Origin of the sequence: Pseudomonas syringae group sp. 243L2 (genome assembly GCF_032587875.1) — a bacterium.
Lineage (GTDB): Bacteria > Pseudomonadota > Gammaproteobacteria > Pseudomonadales > Pseudomonadaceae > Aquipseudomonas > Aquipseudomonas amygdali.
This window is the reverse complement of record NZ_JAWHPL010000031.1, coordinates 113,409-127,715: the sequence shown is the minus strand read 5'-3', so window position 1 is coordinate 127,715 and position 14,307 is coordinate 113,409. Positions and strand designations below refer to the sequence as shown.

The window sequence follows — 14,307 nt, the reverse complement described above, 5'->3', positions numbered from 1 at the left end:
TTCAAGAGGGACACCCATGAGCAACGTCGACCGCGCAGAAATCGCTAAATTCGAGGCCCTGGCCCATCGCTGGTGGGACCGCGAAAGCGAATTCAAGCCGCTGCATGACATCAACCCGCTACGCGTCAACTGGATCGACGAGCGTGTCGGCCTGGCAGGCAAGAAGGTGCTCGACGTCGGCTGCGGCGGCGGCATTCTCAGCGAGGCGATGGCCCTGCGCGGCGCAACGGTGACCGGCATCGACATGGGCGAAGCGCCGCTGGCCGTCGCACAACTGCATCAGCTTGAATCAGGCGTCAGCGTCGAGTATCGGCAGATCACCGCCGAGGACATGGCCGAAGAGATGCCCGAGCAGTTCGATGTGGTGACGTGCCTGGAAATGCTTGAGCACGTACCGGACCCATCGTCGGTGATCCGCGCCTGCTATCGCATGGTCAAGCCGGGCGGTCAGGTGTTTTTCTCGACCATCAACCGCAACCCGAAAGCTTATCTGTTCGCTGTGGTCGGTGCCGAATACATCCTCAACCTGCTGCCACGCGGGACCCACGACTTCAAAAAATTCATCCGCCCTTCCGAACTGGGTGCCTGGAGCCGCGATGCAGGCTTGCAGGTCAAGGACATCATCGGTCTGACCTACAATCCGCTGACCAAGCATTACAAGCTGGCCTCCGACGTCGACGTCAACTACATGATCCAGACCCTGCGGGAGGCATGACAGATGCGCCTGAGAGCGGTTTTATTCGACATGGACGGCACCCTGCTCGACACCGCACCGGACTTCATCGCCATTGCTCAGGCGATGCTGGCCGACCGCGGCCTTCCCCCCGTACCGGACAAACTGATCCGCGATGAAGTTTCAGGTGGCGCCAGAGCTATGGTGGCAGCGACCTTCGCGATGTCGCCGCAAGCGCTGCAATACGAAGCATTGCGCCTCGAGTTCCTGGAGCGCTATCAGCGTGACTGCGCCGTCCACAGCAGACTGTTCGATGGCATGGGCGAGTTGCTGGTCGACATCGAGAAGGCCGGCCTGATCTGGGGCGTGGTGACAAACAAGCCGGTGCGCTTCGCTCAGCCGATCATGGAACAGCTCGGCCTGGCCGAACGCTCCGCCGTACTGATCTGCCCGGACCACGTCACGCACAGCAAGCCACACCCCGAGCCGATGATTCTGGCCTGCAAGATGCTCGACCTCGACCCGGCCAGTGTCCTGTTCGTAGGCGACGATCTGCGCGACATTGAGTCCGGCCGCGACGCAGGCACCAAGACTGCTGCCGTGCGCTACGGCTACATCCACCCCGACGACAATCCTGATCACTGGGGTGCCGACGTGGTGGTCGATCATCCGCTGGAACTGCGCAAGGTGCTGGATAACGCACTGTGCAGCTGCTGAACGAGGTTTTACATGTTTGACTACTCCGCGCACCCGGAACTGCTCAAGGGCCGGATCATTCTGGTCACCGGTGCCGCTCGCGGCATCGGTGCTGCAGCCGCAAAAACCTACGCAGCGCATGGCGCGACTGTTCTGCTGCTGGGCAGAACTGAAGCCAGCCTGGCTCAGGTCCATGACGAGATACAGGCAGCAGGTCATTTGCTGCCGTTGGTCATACCCTTCGATCTGGAAAGCGCCGACCCCGCGCAGTATCACGACCTGGCGACCATGATCGAGCGCAAAGTCGGCCGTCTTGACGGGCTGCTGCACAACGCCTCGATCATCGGACCGCGCACTTCAGTGGAACACCTGCCAGGCGAAGACTTCATGCAGGTCATGCACGTCAACGTCAATGCCACCTTCATGCTCACCCAGGCATTGCTGCCACTGCTTCGGCGCTCGACCGATGCATCGGTGGCCTTCACTTCCAGCAGCGTTGGTCGCAAAGGCCGCGCGCAATGGGGCGCGTACGGGGTATCGAAATTTGCTACCGAAGGCCTGATGCAAACCCTCGCCGACGAGCTTGAAGGCGTCACCAGTGTGCGGGCCAACAGCATCAACCCGGGCGCTACCCGCACCGGTATGCGTGCGCAGGCCTACCCTGACGAAAACCCGCAGAACAATCCCGCGCCTGAAGACATCATGCCGGTCTACCTGTACTTGATGGGACCGGACAGTAAGGGCATAAACGGGCAGGCGCTGAATGCTCAGTGAGCAAAAATAACCAGACATTGCCGTGACGGAAAACTGTCACGGCAGGCGTTTTTAGCGGCATTTTAAGTCAAGGAATTGCCGACTCGCCCTCACTGTCAGAGAGATGGCGTCAGCTAAACCACTGATTTTAATAAGTCCGGGCAAAAATGAACCGAATGGCACGACATCCCCTCTAACCCAGCCAAGCCAGCAATATGTGCTGAGGAGCGAAGAGATGAATTTTCCTACCCAGACCCATGCAATCGATTTCGATACGGCTGAACTGCAACGCCTGGGTTTTCGAAATCGACCCGACGCCATACTTCCACCCCCGTCACTGCCCGAGCTGGTTTATCAGCTTGGGCGACAATTGCAGACCAGCCTGGAAGCCGAGCGGATACTGACCCTGTTTTTTCAGGGTGTGCAACGGTTCCTGCCATTGAGTGGTCTGGCCTATCGACATATCGAAAGCGACCTGAATCTGCGTCTGGGCGAGATGTCATCCGACAGCGCCACCTTTCACCTGCGTCACGAGGGCAAGTGCATCGGTGAGCTGGAGTTTCAAGGCGCCAAGCCATTTGATACCCGGCAACTGAGCGACCTTGAATCGCTGCTGGTCTGTCTGGTGTACCCGCTGCTGAACGCCCTGCTGTATCGCATTGCGACACAGACGGCGTTGCGCGACCCTTTGACCAGTACCGGTAACCGTATCGCAATGGATCAGGGCCTGGCTCGCGAGATAGAAATATCGCGTCGTCACAAGCAACCGCTTTCATTGCTTATGCTGGATATCGATCATTTCAAGAAAGTGAACGATGAGTACGGCCATCATACTGGCGATGATGTACTGAAAACCGTTGCGCAAAGCCTGAAAGCGCAACTGCGCAACATCGATCGTGTGTTCCGCTATGGCGGTGAAGAGTTCGTGGTGATTCTTTCCAACACCGGAGCCAGTTCGGCTGAACTGATCGGCGAACGCCTGCGTCAGGCCGTGCGGAACCTCGAGTTTCGCGAGCTTGACCCAGCCCTGACCATGACCGTCAGCCTGGGATGCTCAACACTGCTGCCGGCAGAAACCGCCGACAGCCTGCTGCGCAGGGCCGACAACGCCCTGTATGTTGCTAAACGCGAAGGTCGCAACCGTCTTGCCATGGCCAGCTAGCACTCTTTCCTGCCTTTCTCGCCCAGCCTCTAAACTTCCAGCGCGGCAACACGCCCACGCGCAGGCTTGACCCTGTCCAGCTGCATGCAGCGCTCCAGGAACAAATGCATGTAATCGTAACTCTTGGTAACGGCCTGACGCAGCTCAGCTTGCAGCTGCAGGCTCGGTTTATTACCCACCAACGTGCAAATGATCTCGAGCGCCTCCCAAGGGTGCGCGTCGTCGTACTGTGCATGCATCTTGAGCCACTTCATGGCTTTCTTGCGGGTTTCTTCAGGGAATGCTTCGGCGTACGCACCATTGGAGCAGACCACTGCCGACCACTCGCCCGTCGCCCCTTCAATGGCATAGTTGGTGGCCGCCATCGCAACAGCCAGTGCATCCGAAGAGCTGGTCTGCCAGCACCAGTGGCTCAGTGCATGCAGCTCAGGCGCAACTCGTTGATCGTGGAGGTCTTCAAGCGTCACGTCGTGCGCCGCACACCAGTTCACCCAGTAGTCGGCATGATTGAGTTCGACGCGGATATTGCGCATCAGCCAGCGGCGCGCCATGTCTTCGCCGGGATGACGACCAAAGCGGGTCTTGGTGAGGTTCTTGGCCATGTACACCGCGAACTGCTCGACAACCGGCCAACCGCCGATCAGGTAATGGCGCATGATCTGCGGGCTCAGCTTTGCATCACGCATCTGCTGGTACAACTCGTGCTCGACCACCCGTGCCTTTGCAGCGCTGCAATCCTTGATCAACTGCTGCGCCCAGGCCGGATAACTGCTGGCTTCCATGAGCGGACCGGTTCTCTCGAAAGTGTCGATCACTGGGTATCTCCTTATAGGGTTTCAACTGATTAACGTAGCGTTCCTGGCGCGCCGAACATCAGGGGGTCAGGCCGTACGGGCTGAATGTAAAGACTCTCGCAAGTGAACAATTCAGGGCGTGCTATCAGATACCCTTGTGCAAAATCCACGCCCATTTCCTGCAACGCAAACTCTATCTGCGGCGTTTCTACGTACTCGGCAATGGTGCGCTTGCCCATCACATGACCAATATTGTTGATGACCTCGACCATAGCCTTGTTGATCGGATTGTCGAGCATGTCCTTTACAAAACTGCCATCGATTTTCAGAAAATCCACAGGCAAATGTTTCAGGTAGGCAAAGGACGACATGCCCGAACAGAAATCATCAAGGGAAAACTGACAGCCCAGCCCCTTCAACTCGTTGATAAAGCGAATCGCGCTGTCCAGGTCTGCAATGGCACTGGTTTCAGTGATCTCGAAACAGATCATTCCGGGCGATACGGCAAATGCCTTGAACTGCTGTTTCAGGTATTCGAGGAACGTATCATCGCCGATACTTGAACCTGACAAATTTATAGCACATAGCGCCTGCGGTGCCTGATGCCGATCATCACTCTGGCATTGGGCGATCACTTTGAAGACATTGTGCACCACCCAACGATCCAGCGTCGTCATAAGACCGTAGCGCTCGGCAGCCGGGATAAAGTTGTCCGGAACCACCATTCGTCCGGACTCATCACGCAGGCGCAGGAGGATTTCTATGTGCCGCACCTCATCGCCTTCACCTTTGATCGAAGCGATTTCCTGCGCATAAAGGCAAAAGCGATTTTCATCCATTGCCATGTGCAGACGTTGTATCCAGGCCATCTCGCCGAAACGCATCGACAGGGTCAGGTCGTCAACACTGTAGACCTGAACCCGGTTGCGGCCTCTCTCCTTGGCCATATAACAGGCCATGTCGGCAGCAGACAACGACCCTTCAAGCGTGGCGGGTGTATCGCCGAGCTGCACCAGACCGATACTTACGGTAGTCATGAATGGCCGACCTTTCCACATGAAATGCAGGGTCTGCACGATCTCGCGCAACCCCTCGGCTATATCGAGGGCCGTGTCGGCAGGGCAATCGACCAGCAACACGCCGAACTCGTCACCTCCCAACCGGGCCAGTGTGTCACCGTCGCGCAAGCCCTGCGGCAGTGCCCGGCAAAGCTGGCGCAGCAGCTCATCGCCCGCCGCATGACCACCGGTGTCATTGACCAATTTGAACTGATCCAGGTCAAGAAACATCAGACAGTGGCTGCTCGCCTGATCGTCAATACCATCCAGTACCCGCTGCAGGCGATGCTCGAATTCACTGCGATTGACCAGCCCGGTCAGCGGATCATGGGCGGCCTGCCATGACAGATCGGCGATGTACTGACGCTCCTGTGTCATGTCATGCAGTACCAGCACCGCCCCGCTGACCACCCCCTCGTTGTAGATCGGCGTACCGACCAGTGCTACCGAGACCGTACTGCCATCCAGCCGCTGGATAAGCTTGCTGTTGGCGCTGCCGCCCTTGAGCTTGCCGGTGACGATCTGTTCGACCAGCGTCGAGGTGTCCTTCTGATCGTTTTCATCCAGCAGATTGAACAGCGCTGTCAGCGGAAGCCCGCTGGCCTGGGTGCTTTTCCAGTGCGTCAGGCCCTCGGCTGCGGGGTTCATGTAGACAATGGCCCCGGCCACGTCGATGGTGATCACTCCGTCGCCGATGGACTCCAGGGTAATCTGGGCGCGCTCTTTCTCAAGTTGCAGGGCATCAGCAAACACGCGCCGCTGGACAATCAGACGACGCACGCGCAGCAGCGCCAGAAGAATCAGTAAAACGGCAGTGACCAGATTGACCGCAATCAGCAGGTTGAGGATGAACCGGGACCCCTCGCCCAGCGCATCACTGAACGCCCGCGCTGCGGGTGTTACCCCTTCATTGATGACATTGATCTGCACTCGCCACTGATTGACCTCGGCGGCAGTCACCTCACCCTCACCGACCCGGTCGTGAATATTCCGCGCAAGTTCATTGAGCTGCATGAGGTAGCCATCACCCACCTCCCAAAAGTGAATGGCCTGCTTCATGAAGCTGAAGTTATGGAAGTTCAGGTACATCCAGATGATGCCGTTCGCGTCATCGGGGTGATTGCCGCCCTGGATGATCCCGGCCCTGGCATCCGCCATGGACGGAATAGGCTGATCGAGCGCCTTGCGCAAGGCGTGGCCGCCCTGAGGGACGGAAAAGGCGTTTTGATACTTCAGATAGTCACGCTCATCATGCGTGATGGCGTATAGGCTCAGGTAATGGATGGCGTCTTTCTGGCCCTTGGACCAGAGACTCTCGCCCGCCACATAGCTGCGCACCGCAGACATGGTGTAGAGACTGACACACCCCAGCAACGCCTGAAACAGCGCGACGGCAATGAATGGCCATACGATGCCCAACAGACGGGGCTTGGAGAAGGTCCATGGTTGATTCATGGGTTTCACCTCACCACATGCCTGAATAAACGTCTAGCGCAGAGACTAGGCTAAATTCGTAAATGATGGCGGGTGATTCTCCCGCAATCGAGCCAACCTGTGCGCTGATCGAGGCATCGCACATCAGATTTGTTGCAAGTGTCCGTACAGCTTTGCGTAAAGACCTCCATCGGCAATCAACTGTTGGTGTCCGCCGTCTTCGACAATCCGCCCGCCATCAAACACCAGCACCCGGTCAGCCTGCTTCACGGCCGACAGGCGGTGCGCGATGATCAGCGTTGTGCGACTACGCAGAAAACGTGCGAGGGCCTGATGCAGGTTGTACTCGGTAGCCGCGTCCAGTGCCGAGGTAGCTTCATCGAGGATAACCACTTTAGGGTCGGACAATACCATGCGTGCGATGGCCATGCGCTGACGCTGGCCACCCGACATTCTGACCCCGGAGCGCCCTACCACGCTGTCCAGACCTTGTGGCAGATCGCGGATCGCAGAATCGAGTTGCGCAACTTCCAGCGCACGCCAGCAGGCTTCGTCGCTGCAGTCACGACCCATGGTCAGGTTGGCGCGCACCGTGTCATTGAACAGGGCGGGATGCTGCAGTACCACGGCAACGTTCTCGCGCACAGTGTCCAGACCGATATCCTGCTGACTGACGCCGCCAAAACGGATCACTCCGGTGCGGGCCGTGTACAAGCCCAGCAGCAACTGCACCAAGGTGCTCTTGCCGCCACCACTGGCACCGACGATGGCGACCTTTTCACCCGGCGCGATGCTCAGGTTCAACTGATCCAGCACCAGGTCTTCGCCATAACCGAAACTCAGGCCACGCACCTCGACCCCCACGGTCTCGCGCCCTGCGAAAGGGTCAGTGCCGCCGACATATTGCGGCTCATCGGCACGCGCCAGCAACTCGTTGATACGCGTCAGAGCACCACCCGCCGCGTAATAGGCGTATTGCAGATTCAACAGTTGCTCAACCGGCGTCATCATGAACCACAGGTAGCTGAACACCGCGAGCATCTGCCCGATCGACAGGTCCGAGAACAACACCGTGAGCATTGCGGCGGCACGAAAGATATCGATACCGAACTGGAACAGCAGCCCGCTGGCACGTCCCGAGGCGTCGCTTTTCCATTGCGAATTGATGGCGTAATCACGCACTTCCTGCGCCCGCACGCCCAGCCGACCAAGGAAGAAACCCTGTCGATTACCCGCCCTGACTTCCTGAATAGCATCCAGTGTTTCACTCAGCGCCTGGGTAAAACGCGACGTGCTGTCGTTTTCCAGCTTCTTGAGATGCTTGACCCGCTTGCCCAGCTTCACCGTGAGCAGAATCACCAGCGGGTTGAACAGCATGATCAGCAGCGCCAGCTTCCAGTGCATCCACATCAAAATGCCCGCCGTGCCTGCCAGGGTCAGCGTGGCTACCAGCAGTCGGCTGAGGGTTTCGCCGACAAACTTGTCCAGCGTGTCCAGGTCGGTCACCAGATGCGTAGTCACCGTGCCGCTGCCCAGGCTTTCGTACTCACGCAGGGAAATGCGCTTGAGCCGTTCGATCAAACGTAGCCGGATACGGTAGACGATATCCTTGGCCAGCCCGGCAAACAGCCGCGCCTGCAGAACGTTGAACACCAGCGCTCCGACACGCAGTACCAGAGTCAGCAAGAGCATCAGGCCGATGTAGCCCGCCGCCTTTTGCAGGCCATCAGGCAGCAAGTGATTCATGACTTTCAGTGCCGCATCGCCGCGCCCCAACAGTACTTCGTCAACCAGCAACGGCAGCAACAACGGGATCGGCACGCTGCACAGTGTCGCCAGAACCGCGACACCATTGGCCAGCCACAGGGCTTTTTTATGACGCAACGCAAGACGCCGGATCTCGGCCCAACTCAACGCATCGCCATGCCTGGCTTGCGACTGCCGGGCGGCATCGGGCGATTCATCACGCACTGGCTGCACGCTCCAGCCATCGACCCAGCAAGGGCGAAAGGCTGCTCAACGGCTGATAACCGTTGGTCAACAGCGCCAACTGGCCGTTACGCTCGGCAAGCAGGGTCGGAAAACCGGCGATGCCCAGATCCTGCGCCCAGGCGAAATCAGCTGCCGTGGCAGCTTGCCGCTCCTTACTCTCGAATTCATCGGCAAATGCCTGACGCGACAGCCCCGCCTGCCCGGCCAGTTCGGCCAGCAATGAAGGGCGTGTTACGTCACGACCTTCGCTATAGAAAGCCCGCTGAATCAGCCCGACCAGTTCCCAGGCGCGGTCAGGGTCCAACTGCCGTGCCGCAGTGACGGCCAGACAGGCAGGCGTGGTGTCGTAGACAAAACCTTCCGGCAGCGCACCGTCGCGAAGAAACGGCTGGCCGGTGGCCTCTTCGACCGCCTGCCAGTGCTCGAGAATGTAACGACGCTTGGCCGGTTCCAGCGCTGCACCCTCAGAGCGCAGACCGCCCATGACCAGATGCAGCGGCACGCCCGCTGCCCGAGCCTGTTGCACCAACGCGTCGGCAACTGGAGCGAAGCCCCAGCACCAGGAGCACATAGGGTCCATGACATAGATCAGACGGGCAGACATGTCAGGCCTCGGAGGGCAAACGATAGTTGCGACCAATCGGATGGGGCTGGTTACGTGCCTTGGCCAGTTCGATCTGTTTTTGCCGGTCGATGGCGCTGCGACGAGTCTTCTCGCTCAGCGAATCCCAACAATGCGGGCAGCTGACACCCGGTGAGTAATGCTCGCTGGCGCGATCCTCGGCACTGATCGGCGTGCGGCAGGCATGGCATTGATCATAATCGCCTTCGGTCAGGTCGTGGCGCACCGTAACCCGGTTGTCGAACACGAAACACTCGCCGCGCCACTGACTTTCCTGCTCGGGGACTTCTTCCAGATATTTGAGAATCCCGCCCTTGAGGTGATAGACCTCTTCAAAACCTTCGCCCAGCATGTAACTGGAGGCTTTTTCGCAGCGAATGCCACCGGTACAGAACATGGCGACCTTCTTGTGAACCGCCGGGTCGAAATGCGCCTTGATGTATTCCGGAAACTCGCGAAAAGACGTGGTCTTCGGATCTATGGCGCCCTCGAAGGTGCCAATCGAGACTTCGTAGTCGTTGCGGGTATCGATCAACAGCACTTCAGGGTCAGTGATCAGCTCGTTCCAATCCTTGGGCTCGACGTACGTACCGACGCTCTTGTTGGGGTCGACACCCTCTACGCCCAGGGTCACGATCTCTTTCTTGAGCTTGACCTTGGTGCGATAGAACGGCTGCTCGTCGCAGTAGGATTCCTTGTGATCGATGTCGATCAGGCGCGGATCGCTCTTCAACCAGGCCATCAGGCCGTCAATGCCTTCGCGGCTGCCGGACACCGTACCGTTGATGCCTTCATCGGCGATCAACAGCGTGCCCTTGATGCCGTTGTCGACCATCGCCTGCAACAGGGGCTCGCGCAGTTCCACGTAATCGCTGAGGGTGACGAACTTGTACAGCGCGGCCACGACGATCGGCTGAGTCATCGGCTCTTGAGTCATGTATCTCTCCAGTGGCGACCCTCGCAAAGGGCCTACCGGGTAAAAATGTGCGGACAAAAAAACGCACCGGCCAGGCGGCGCGGTGCGGATTCTAGCAAAAACCGGAGTGCCGCAGGCAGGTCAGCGGATCAATAGCCCCGCTAAAAGGGCGCAAATCAACCAAAAAACCCTGATCAGTGACCGCCAGCACAGGTCGGTGAAGCAGGCGCTGCACCGACCTTCGACCATTCTTCAGGCGTGTAAGTGTGCAACGCCAGCGCATGAAACTCGCCCATCAGGGCACCCAGCGTGGCGTAAACCTTCTGGTGCCGCTTGACCGAATTCAGGCCCTGAAACTGATCACTGACCAGAACAGCCTTGTAATGGGTCTGCTGACCACGACTGTGCATGTGGCTCTCGTCGAGCACTTGCAGATGGTGCGGTTGCAGCAGCGCAAGCGCCGACTCGATTCGTTGTTGCATGGTCATGGCAGCAATCGCCTGTCAGGGCTTTTTGGCAGGAGCTGGAGCGGCTGCCTTGGCAGGTTCCAGTTCGGCAGTCATGTCAGCCAGAAGTTTGTTGACGACCGGCACTGCGCTTTCCAGCTTGCTTTGGGTCAGTTGGGCCGATTGCTGAGCCAGCTCAGGCATTTTGGTCATCACTTTCTTGCCCAGCGGAGACTGGTAGAACGCAACCAGGTCCTTCAGCTCGCTTTCAGTGAAATTGGCGGTGTACAGCTTGACCATCTCAGGCTTGAGCTTGTTCCAGCCAATAGCCTGGTCCAGAGCCGTGTTGGCCTTGGCCTGATAGGTTTCAAGCAGGGCTTTTTTCGATGCAGGTGCCTTGGTTTCAGCAAAACGCTGGGCGAACATCTGCTGAACCTGCGCATAGACCGGAGCGCCCAGGCGATCGGCGTTGGCAAGCTTCAGGAACGTTTCGGCGCTCGCGTTGTGACTGGCGGTGTCGGCGAAGACCTGGCCGCTGGCACAGACCAGGGCTACCGCGGTACAAATGGCACGAAGACGGGTCATCGAGTTTCCTTATCTAGCAAACGAGGCATTACCCCAGGGCCGACCATTCTGCGCTTATCTGGGCTTTTGGCTCAACCCCCGGTTCACCCAGCGGTTAAAAAGCACTGCGCGGGAACCCTGTAGGCATATGGACACCTAACCCTGCAACGCACTTAAAGGAGTAAGAACAGTGAGCCGCACCGAAACCGACAGCATTGGCCCGATCGAAGTCCCCGAAGATGCCTACTGGGGCGCGCAGACCCAACGCTCACTGATCAATTTTGCGATTGGCGATCAGCGTATGCCACTGCCCGTTCTGCACGCGCTGACCCTGATCAAGAAAGCCGCGGCACGCGTCAACGACCGTAACGGCGATCTGCCCGCCGACATTGCCCGCCTGATCGAACAGGCCGCCGATGAGGTGCTCGACGGTCAGCACGACGCGCAATTCCCGCTGGTGGTCTGGCAGACCGGCAGCGGCACGCAAAGCAACATGAACGTCAACGAAGTGATCGCAGGCCGAGCTAACGAACTGGCAGGTCAGGGCCGTGGCGGTAAATCACCAGTTCACCCCAACGATCACGTCAACCGCTCGCAAAGCTCCAACGATTGCTTCCCGACAGCCATGCACATCGCCACTGCCCAAGCGGTCAAGGAACAGCTGCTGCCCGCCATCGCCGAGCTTTCCAGCGGGCTTGCCGAACAGGCTGCGCGGCACATGAAACTGGTCAAGACCGGGCGCACGCACATGATGGACGCGACGCCTATCACCTTTGGCCAGGAGCTGTCGGGGTTTGTCGCGCAACTGGATTACGCAGAAAAGGCCATTCGCGCTGCGCTTCCCGCCGTCTATGAGCTGGCTCAGGGCGGTACTGCGGTCGGTACCGGGCTCAACTCGCCGAAAGGCTTCGCCGAGGCCATCGCAGCAGAGCTGGCTGCACTGTCCGGGCTGCCGTTCGTCACTGCGCCCAACAAGTTCGCCGCACTGGCCGGTCACGAGCCGCTTGCAGCACTTTCCGGCGCACTGAAGACCTTGGCCGGAACCCTGATGAAAATCGCCAACGACCTGCGCCTGCTGGGTTCCGGCCCGCGTGCCGGGCTGGCCGAAGTCAGGCTGCCAGCCAACGAGCCCGGCAGTTCGATCATGCCCGGCAAGGTCAACCCGACCCAGTGCGAAGCCTTGTCGATGCTCGCCTGCCAGGTCATGGGCAACGACGTGACCATCGGCTTCGCCGCCAGCCAGGGCCACCTGCAACTGAACGTCTACAAGCCGGTGATCATCCACAATGTGCTGCAATCGATCCGCTTGCTGGCCGATGGCTGCAGCAATTTCAATGAACACTGCATTGCAGGCATGCAGCCGGATGCTGAAAAAATGGCTGAGCACCTGGAGCGCGGACTGATGCTGGTTACTGCACTCAATCCGCATATCGGTTATGACAAATCGGCGCAGATTGCCAAGAAGGCTTACACCGAAGGCCTGACCCTGCGTGAAGCCGCATTGGCGCTGGGTTATCTGACCGATGAGGAGTTCGACGCCTGGGTGCGTCCGGACAAAATGCTCGAGGCAGGCAGTAATGGCTGATGCCAGAAGCGGCGCAACGCCACTGGAAGGTAACGGCAAACGGATTCTGATGGTTTACGGTACACCGAAAGCCATCAGCCTCTGCCATGCCCTTGGTGAAGCCTATGCACAGGCTGCGCGCAGTGAGGGGCATGTGGTGCGGGAGCTCAAGCTGGGCGAGCTGGATTTCGATCCTATTCTGCACAACGGCTACGATCAAACCCAGACACTTGAACCGGACCTGCTCGACGCCCAGCGCCAGATTCACTGGGCCGAGCATCTGGTATTCGTCTATCCCGTCTGGTGGGGCGGCTTGCCGGCGCTACTGACAGGCTTTTTCGACCGGGTACTGACGCCCGGTTTTGCGTTCAAGACCCATGGCCGCAAGCATTCCTCCAATGAGCTGCTCCGAGGCCGCACTGCGGAGCTGCTGGTCGCCATGGACACGCCGCCACGCTACTTTCAATGGATTTACGGCGCGCCGGCCCACCGGCAGATGGTGCGGACGATATTGGGCTTTTGCGGGATAAAAACCAAACGTCTTAGCGAATTTGCCCCGGTGCACAGTGCCAGCGAACAGCAACGCCAGGAATGGATTCTCCAGGCACAGACACTGGGCAAGCGCTGATCTGTCCGGGCGGTGAATTCAGGCCTGTGCGAGCCTTGCCTTGCGCGCTCTGAGGCCAGCGACCAGTGAAGGGCCAAGCGCGGTCAGCGCCGACCCCGTCACCACCAGCAGCGCGCCGCCGTAACCCATCACGTTCAATTCCTCTGCCTGCACATAATCAGGCCATAGCCACGCTGCGGCAGCCACGGCGGTCAGCGTAACCAACGGCGTCAACGCAAGCGTCGCGCTAACCCGTGATGCCTCCCAATGCGCCAGCGCCTCAGCGAAAGCACCGTAGGCCACCAGCGTATTCAGACAGCAGGCGAGCAGCAACCAGCCCTGCAACGGGCTCAACAATAACGCCTCGGCGGGGTGCGCCCAAGGCGTTAGCAACAGCGCACAGAACAGGTAAATCACCATCATCACCTGCAGCGAATTCCACACGGTCAGGAGCTGCTTCTGGCTCAATCCATAGAACGTCCAGATGGTCGAGGCCAGGAGCACCACCAGCACACCAAGGGTGTAATCGCCCAACGAGGTGAACAGCTCCACCAGCCGCTGATTGAAAAAGAAGCCGAAACCGATCAGCAAGACGGCCAGACCAATGCCCTGCCCCAGACTGAAACGTTCCTTGAACAAAAAGATACTGCTGATCAACAGGAAGATCGGGCCGACCTGAACCAGTAATTGCGTGGTACCGGGGCTCAGCAGCCGCAAGCCGATGAGGTACAGCACGTAGTTGCCGACCAGGCCGAATACCGCCAGCCCCACCAGTACCTGGCCCTTGCGTCCCAGCACCTTGAAGCTGGGCAGGCGCTTGACCGACGCCAGCCAGATGAATAACAGCGCGCCGGAAACAGCCAGGCGAAACCAGGTCACAGTGACAGGGTCCATCACCTGCAGGACCTGCTTGAGCTTGATTGGCAGAATGCCCCAGAGCAACGCAGTCAACAGCGACAGACAAAGGCCATAGACCCAGCGACCAGACGAGATGTGCATTGAACCTTCCGCAAGAGATAGAACCAG

Annotated in this window: 14 protein-coding genes; 6 read left to right on the top strand and 8 right to left on the bottom strand. The window is 59.0% G+C overall.

Features of this window, described 5'->3' with window-relative positions:
• The first annotated feature begins 16 nt into the window (after positions 1-16).
• From ubiG to RYB66_RS20575, 4 genes are all read left to right on the top strand, one after another.
• Positions 17-715: a bifunctional 2-polyprenyl-6-hydroxyphenol methylase/3-demethylubiquinol 3-O-methyltransferase UbiG gene (gene ubiG, locus RYB66_RS20590; RefSeq protein ID WP_002554570.1), complete on the top strand. Its 699-nt coding sequence runs from the start codon at positions 17-19 to the stop codon at positions 713-715.
• 3 nt (positions 716-718) lie between these two features.
• Positions 719-1,390, top strand: a complete 672-nt coding sequence (gene mupP, locus RYB66_RS20585) for an N-acetylmuramic acid 6-phosphate phosphatase MupP (RefSeq protein ID WP_316895320.1) — start codon at positions 719-721, stop codon at positions 1,388-1,390.
• 12 nt (positions 1,391-1,402) lie between these two features.
• Positions 1,403-2,143 carry a YciK family oxidoreductase gene (locus RYB66_RS20580; RefSeq protein WP_005744705.1) on the top strand — a complete coding sequence of 247 codons (741 nt, stop codon included), beginning with the start codon at positions 1,403-1,405 and terminating at the stop codon, positions 2,141-2,143.
• 214 nt (positions 2,144-2,357) lie between these two features.
• Entirely contained in the window at positions 2,358-3,284 is a 927-nt protein-coding gene (locus tag RYB66_RS20575) for a GGDEF domain-containing protein (protein ID WP_002554573.1), read from the top strand.
• A gap of 29 nt (positions 3,285-3,313) precedes the next feature.
• On the opposite strand, the gene RYB66_RS20570 is transcribed toward RYB66_RS20575, so the two are convergent.
• From RYB66_RS20570 to RYB66_RS20540, 7 genes are all read right to left on the bottom strand, one after another.
• A complete protein-coding gene (locus RYB66_RS20570) occupies positions 3,314-4,099 on the bottom strand; it encodes a TenA family transcriptional regulator (RefSeq protein WP_010200041.1) in 786 nt (261 codons plus the stop codon).
• A gap of 29 nt (positions 4,100-4,128) precedes the next feature.
• Complete coding sequence (locus RYB66_RS20565) at positions 4,129-6,591, bottom strand: EAL domain-containing protein (RefSeq protein ID WP_016981429.1); 2,463 nt, start codon at positions 6,589-6,591, stop codon at positions 4,129-4,131.
• A gap of 123 nt (positions 6,592-6,714) precedes the next feature.
• Complete coding sequence (locus tag RYB66_RS20560; protein WP_005744708.1) at positions 6,715-8,541, bottom strand: ABC transporter ATP-binding protein; 1,827 nt, start codon at positions 8,539-8,541, stop codon at positions 6,715-6,717.
• The gene (locus RYB66_RS20555; RefSeq protein ID WP_005744709.1) at positions 8,534-9,166 is read right to left on the bottom strand and encodes a DsbA family protein; all 633 of its coding nucleotides are present in this window, start codon (positions 9,164-9,166) and stop codon (positions 8,534-8,536) included. The genes RYB66_RS20560 and RYB66_RS20555 overlap by 8 nt, the downstream gene beginning before the upstream one ends.
• Position 9,167: 1 nt before the next feature.
• Positions 9,168-10,121 (bottom strand): rhodanese-related sulfurtransferase, encoded by a 954-nt coding sequence (locus RYB66_RS20550; RefSeq protein ID WP_010200048.1) that lies wholly within the window; start codon positions 10,119-10,121, stop codon positions 9,168-9,170.
• Between the two features lie 173 nt (positions 10,122-10,294).
• Positions 10,295-10,588, bottom strand: coding sequence for a BolA family protein (locus tag RYB66_RS20545; protein WP_002554579.1), 294 nt, complete (start codon positions 10,586-10,588; stop codon positions 10,295-10,297).
• Positions 10,589-10,603: 15 nt separating this feature from the next.
• Positions 10,604-11,131: a DUF2059 domain-containing protein gene (locus tag RYB66_RS20540; RefSeq protein ID WP_003314637.1), complete on the bottom strand. Its 528-nt coding sequence runs from the start codon at positions 11,129-11,131 to the stop codon at positions 10,604-10,606.
• 169 nt (positions 11,132-11,300) lie between these two features.
• On the opposite strand from RYB66_RS20540, the gene RYB66_RS20535 reads away from it, so the two are divergent.
• Together RYB66_RS20535 and RYB66_RS20530 are read left to right on the top strand one after the other, a co-directional pair.
• Positions 11,301-12,695, top strand: coding sequence for a class II fumarate hydratase (locus RYB66_RS20535; protein ID WP_002554581.1), 1,395 nt, complete (start codon positions 11,301-11,303; stop codon positions 12,693-12,695).
• Complete coding sequence (locus tag RYB66_RS20530) at positions 12,688-13,302, top strand: NAD(P)H-dependent oxidoreductase (RefSeq protein WP_316895318.1); 615 nt, start codon at positions 12,688-12,690, stop codon at positions 13,300-13,302. Before RYB66_RS20535 ends, RYB66_RS20530 begins: the two co-directional genes overlap by 8 nt.
• Before the next feature lie 18 nt (positions 13,303-13,320).
• On the opposite strand, the gene RYB66_RS20525 is transcribed toward RYB66_RS20530, so the two are convergent.
• Positions 13,321-14,280, bottom strand: coding sequence for a DMT family transporter (locus RYB66_RS20525; RefSeq protein ID WP_005744715.1), 960 nt, complete (start codon positions 14,278-14,280; stop codon positions 13,321-13,323).
• Positions 14,281-14,307 lie beyond the last annotated feature (27 nt).

Excerpts from the sequence above, each read along its gene's own strand:
- ubiG (WP_002554570.1), top strand. The coding sequence starts at position 17 with ATGAGCAACGTCGACCGCGCAGAAATCGCTAAATTCGAGGCCCTGGCC.
- mupP (WP_316895320.1), top strand. The coding sequence starts at position 719 with ATGCGCCTGAGAGCGGTTTTATTCGACATGGACGGCACCCTGCTCGAC.
- RYB66_RS20580 (WP_005744705.1), top strand. The coding sequence starts at position 1,403 with ATGTTTGACTACTCCGCGCACCCGGAACTGCTCAAGGGCCGGATCATT.
- RYB66_RS20575 (WP_002554573.1), top strand. The coding sequence starts at position 2,358 with ATGAATTTTCCTACCCAGACCCATGCAATCGATTTCGATACGGCTGAA.
- RYB66_RS20565 (WP_016981429.1), bottom strand. The coding sequence starts at position 6,591 with ATGAATCAACCATGGACCTTCTCCAAGCCCCGTCTGTTGGGCATCGTA.
- RYB66_RS20555 (WP_005744709.1), bottom strand. The coding sequence starts at position 9,166 with ATGTCTGCCCGTCTGATCTATGTCATGGACCCTATGTGCTCCTGGTGC.
- RYB66_RS20550 (WP_010200048.1), bottom strand. The coding sequence starts at position 10,121 with ATGACTCAAGAGCCGATGACTCAGCCGATCGTCGTGGCCGCGCTGTAC.
- RYB66_RS20545 (WP_002554579.1), bottom strand. The coding sequence starts at position 10,588 with ATGACCATGCAACAACGAATCGAGTCGGCGCTTGCGCTGCTGCAACCG.
- RYB66_RS20540 (WP_003314637.1), bottom strand. The coding sequence starts at position 11,131 with ATGACCCGTCTTCGTGCCATTTGTACCGCGGTAGCCCTGGTCTGTGCC.
- RYB66_RS20530 (WP_316895318.1), top strand. The coding sequence starts at position 12,688 with ATGGCTGATGCCAGAAGCGGCGCAACGCCACTGGAAGGTAACGGCAAA.
- RYB66_RS20525 (WP_005744715.1), bottom strand. The coding sequence starts at position 14,280 with ATGCACATCTCGTCTGGTCGCTGGGTCTATGGCCTTTGTCTGTCGCTG.